Origin of the sequence: Intestinibacter sp., from assembly GCF_051866655.1 — a bacterium.
Lineage (GTDB): Bacteria > Bacillota > Clostridia > Peptostreptococcales > Peptostreptococcaceae > Intestinibacter.
This window is the reverse complement of the sequence record NZ_JBJDXL010000392.1, coordinates 8,319-11,456: the sequence shown is the minus strand read 5'-3', so window position 1 is coordinate 11,456 and position 3,138 is coordinate 8,319. Positions and strand designations below refer to the sequence as shown.

The 3,138-nt window shown below is 32.8% G+C and carries 4 protein-coding genes; all 4 read left to right on the top strand.

The annotated features are described in order from the left end of the window. Positions 1–244: acyl carrier protein (locus tag ACI3VO_RS11850; RefSeq protein WP_439758112.1), on the top strand; the 244-nt coding region annotated here is incomplete at its 5' end. A gap of 138 nt (positions 245–382) precedes the next feature. After that, a complete protein-coding gene (fabK, locus tag ACI3VO_RS11845; protein WP_439758111.1) occupies positions 383–1,306 on the top strand; it encodes an enoyl-[acyl-carrier-protein] reductase FabK in 924 nt (307 codons plus the stop codon). Positions 1,307–1,397: 91 nt separating this feature from the next. Next, a complete protein-coding gene (gene fabD / locus ACI3VO_RS11840) occupies positions 1,398–2,333 on the top strand; it encodes an ACP S-malonyltransferase (protein ID WP_439758110.1) in 936 nt (311 codons plus the stop codon). 53 nt (positions 2,334–2,386) lie between these two features. Continuing rightward, a partial coding sequence (gene fabG, locus ACI3VO_RS11835; protein ID WP_439758109.1) for a 3-oxoacyl-[acyl-carrier-protein] reductase occupies positions 2,387–3,138 on the top strand: 752 nt, incomplete at its 3' end.

Sequence of the window (3,138 nt, the reverse complement as noted above, 5' to 3'; positions counted from 1 at the left end):
AAAAATGGAGGAAAAAATTATGTTTGAAAAAATACAAGAAATGATGGTAGAAAGCTTATCTTTAGAAAAGGACGATATAACACTAGACAGTACTTTTAAATCTTTAGAAATAGATTCTTTAGATGTATTCGAATTAGTAACTGAATTAGAAGAAGAATTCGATATAGAAATAGAAGATGCTGAAAACTTAAAATCAGTTCAAGATTTAGTTACATACATAGAAGAAAAAGTTGCAGCAAAATAATAAAAGTACAAATTAAAGACGATTGTGACAAAATTAAAATTTTATAAATCTCAAGAATAAATCTAACTAAGAAATTAGTTAGATTTATTCAAATATGGAAAAACCGAGATAAATCAAAGAGAGGATTTAGAAGGAATTATGAAAGGCAATAAGATAACAGAATTATTAAATATAAAATACCCTATTATACAAGGAGGTATGGCATGGATTGCTGATGCTTCTCTTGCAGTAGGAGTCAGTGAAGCTGGAGGTCTAGGAATAATCACAGGAGTTGGACCTACAGAAGTTGTTAGAGAACAAGTAAGAAAGGCAAAATCTATGACTGACAAGCCATTTGGTGTAAATGTAATGCTTATGCAAGAAAATGCCGATGAAATAGCTCAGTTAGTATGTGAAGAAAATGTACCTGTAGTAACTACTGGAGCAGGTAGTCCTGCAAAATATATAGAAATGTGGAAAGAACACGGTATAAAGATAATACCAGTGGTAGCATCAGTGGCAATTGCAAAAAGAATGGAAAAGTTCGGAGCAGATGCAGTTATAGCTGAAGGCACGGAATCAGGTGGACATATAGGTCAAACTACTACAATGAGTTTAGTACCACAGGTTGTAGATGCAGTAGATATACCAGTTATAGCAGCTGGAGGAATCGGTGATGGTAGAGGAATAGCTGCAGCATTTATGCTAGGAGCTGTAGGTGTTCAAATGGGAACTCGTTTCTTAGTTTCAAATGAATGTACAGTTCACCCTAGATACAAAGAAAAAGTTTTAAAGGCTAAGGATATAGAAACAGAAGTTACAGGAAGATCAACTTCTCATCCAGTAAGGGTTTTAAGAAATAAGCTTACTAGAGAGTACTTAAAAATAGAAAAAAGTAAGCCAGATTCTGAAGAATTAGAAGAATTAACTAGAGGCGCTTTGAGAAAGGCAGTTGTAGATGGAGATACAGAAAATGGAAGTGTTATGGCAGGTCAAATAGCAGGGCTTGTTAAAAAGGAACAAAGCTGCAAGGAAATAATAGAAGAATTAGTAGCAGAATTTGATAAATGTATGAATAGATAATAAAAATTTAATTAAATAATTATATAATTATTTAATTATAAAGAGACTATGGGAATTATTAATTATTTAAGTGAATAAGTGGAGGACTTTTATGATAGAAAATATGGCATTTCTTTTCCCTGGACAAGGAGCTCAATACGTAGGCATGGGGAAAAGTTTATATGAAAATATAGATGAATGTAAAAAAATATTTGATATGGGCGATGAAATACTAGGCATGCCTATGAAGGACATGATTTTCGATGGCAACGAAGAGGATTTAAAAAGAACTAAATATTCTCAGCCTGCAATACTACTTACTTCAATTGCATGTGCTAAGGCATTAGAGCTTAGAGGAATTTCTGCTAAGTATGCTTTAGGTCTTTCATTAGGTGAGTATGGAGCTTTGATGGATGCCGGTGCTTTGAGCTTTGAAGATGGTATTAAATTAATCAAAAAAAGAGCTGAAATAATGGACAGTGCTATAAGCCCAGAGCAAGGAACTATGGCTGCTGTACTAAAATTAACTCCAGACAAGGTAGAAGAGCTTATAAAAAGAGCAAAGGAATTTGGATTAGTTGAAGGAGCTAACTACAATTGTCCAGGTCAAACAGTTATATCTGGTGAAGTAAGTGCCATAAAAGCAAGTGTTAAAATAGCAAAAGAGCTAGGAGGAAGAGTTTTACCTCTAAAGGTTAGTGGACCTTTCCACAGCTCAATGTACAAGGATGCTAGCTACGAATTTTATGAAGAATTAAAAAAGGCAGAAATAAATGATTTTGAAAAAATAGCTTATTCAAATGTAAAAGGAGCTCCATTTGAAAAAGGCGACGATGTAAAGGAACTACTTAGACAACAAATAATGTCTCCAGTTTTATTTGAAAAAAGTATAAGAGACTTACTAGATAGAGGAGTAGATACTTTTGTAGAAGTTGGACCAGGTAAGACATTAAGTGGATTTGTCAAGAAAATAGATAAAAATGCTAAGATATACAATGTTGAAGATATTGATTCACTAGAAAGTACAGTATCTAGCTTGAGTTTATAACACTCGTAGAGATAATTATCTCAGAGAAAATTTATAAACTGTATTTTTATGAAATGGAGGATTTTATGTTAAAGGATAAATGCGCTGTAATAACAGGTGCTTCAAGAGGAATAGGAAAGGCAATAGCTATAAAGTTTGCTAAAGAAGGCGCAAATATAGTTATAAATTATAGAAATAACGAAGAAGAAGCTCTAAAGGTCAAAGAAGAATTAGATGCTTTAGGCTCAAAAACATTAGTAGTAAAGGCAGATGTAAGCGAAATAAAAGAAGCTGAACATCTTATAAAAGAAGCAAAAAAAGAGTTTGGAAAAGTAGATATATTAGTAAACAACGCTGGTATAACAAAGGACAATCTTTTAATAAGAATGAAGGAAGAAGATTTTGACAGTGTAATAAAGGTAAACTTAAAAGGTGCATTTAACTGTTTAAAAGCAGTTACACCAATAATGCTAAAACAAAGATCAGGAAAGATAGTAAACATGTCATCTGTAGTAGGTGTAGTTGGAAATCCAGGACAAGTAAATTACTGTGCATCAAAGGCAGGACTTATAGGAATGACTAAATCTCTTGCAAGAGAAATCGGAAGCAGAGGTATAACAGTAAATGCTATAGCACCAGGATTTATAGATACAGATATGACAAGAGTTTTAAATGAAGATCAAAAGAAAAATATTTTATCACAAGTTCCACTAAACAGATTTGGAAGTGTAGAAGACATAGCTAATACAGCAGTATTTTTAGCTAGTGATAATTCAAATTACATAACAGGTCAAGTAATACATGTCGACGGCGGAATGGCTATGTA

Bases quoted from the DNA above. Each gene is read 5' to 3' on its own strand.
- fabD (WP_439758110.1), top strand. From the start codon at position 1,398: ATGATAGAAAATATGGCATTTCTTTTCCCTGGACAAGGAGCTCAATAC.
- fabK (WP_439758111.1), top strand. From the start codon at position 383: ATGAAAGGCAATAAGATAACAGAATTATTAAATATAAAATACCCTATT.